2 protein-coding genes are annotated in these 1139 nt (G+C 57.3%); both read right to left on the bottom strand.

What is annotated here, in order from left to right; genetic code table 11:
* Nucleotides 1-98: 98 nt before the first annotated feature.
* On the bottom strand, nt 99-608 hold the full coding sequence (locus BQ8794_RS29140; protein ID WP_143744746.1) for a hypothetical protein: 510 nt from the start codon (nt 606-608) through the stop codon (nt 99-101).
* Between the two features lie 152 nt (nt 609-760).
* Nucleotides 761-1139: dodecin family protein (locus tag BQ8794_RS37230; protein WP_342188835.1), on the bottom strand; the 379-nt coding region annotated here is incomplete at its 5' end.

Genomic DNA, 1139 nt, shown 5'->3' with positions numbered 1-1139 from the left:
CTAAATTCATCCCGCTCTAGGGTCGCGAGGGCTGGTTGTCGCGAACGTCGGTTATCGGCAGAGAAATGGCGGCTCAGGGTCATGGAGCGCGTAAACGGCTAGGGGCCTCTGCGCAGATTTATCTGGCTGGTGACAACGCTCTTGCCGGTTCTCGGATCGGTATCGACTGTGGTCAGACGCATGCCATCGCTTCCGATTTTCTCGATTGTCATTCTAGCGCTGCGATCACCATTGACATCCTTGGCCCAACGGATGACGAGCTTGATGGCATTGCCTGAGCGCTTGCCGTTCACGCCAGCGATGCCCGTGCCCGCTCCAACGTAGGAGCCGGTGTAAGTTGACCCATTCGTCCTTATGTCTGCACCAATGGCTCGGGAAAGGCCCATGAAACCAGTACATTTGCCTGCCAGTGTAAGCGAAGTGTCGGTAGCGCCCGAGGTAAATTTACAAGAGATGTTCAGTGGCAGAGAATTGACGCGGATTTTGACCGTACCATTCCCTCTCCAACTACCGTTCATGGATTTCAGAAACTCAATCTCCCCGGCTTGTAGAACGGCACCGTAAGAAAGCACGGCTGCTGAGAGAAATATTACCGTGACACGTTTCATCATGACAGGCTTCCTCCTGCCGCGGTGGGGCGCTCGGCGATCAGATGCCTGCTCGAGCGAGGGTGGCCCTGGGGTTGCGGCGCGTGCCTTATCTCCTGTCGGTTTCGAGCGCCCGCGGACAAGCCGGGCCAGGTCGCGCGGGCGCGGTCTCGCTACGCTTTGTCCTCGTATTTGAAGGATATGCTGACCTTGGCGCGGTAGGCCTCGACCTTCCCGTCCTTGATTTGGAGGTCGAGTTTCACTACCTCGGCGATGCGCAGGTCACGCAAGCTACTCGAGGCGCGTTCCACAGCGGCGCGCGCAGCGTCGTCCCAGGATTTGGTGCTCGTGCCAACCAGTTCGATAATCTTGTAGACGCTATTCGACATCGGTTCCTCCCTTTTGATCCGATCGACAGACTGGACTTCATTCTTACCAGAGATTTGCTGCCGTGGCTTTGGGGAAGCGTCCAACGACCGCTTGGCTCCTAAAGGAGGACGGTCATCTCCGTTACCGCGAAGGTCCGCGTTGGTGAAGGTTTTTCGATGCGGG

The organism is Mesorhizobium prunaredense (assembly GCF_900156895.1).
Taxonomy (GTDB): domain Bacteria; phylum Pseudomonadota; class Alphaproteobacteria; order Rhizobiales; family Rhizobiaceae; genus Mesorhizobium; species Mesorhizobium prunaredense.
This window is presented reverse-complemented; position numbering and strand designations above follow the sequence as displayed.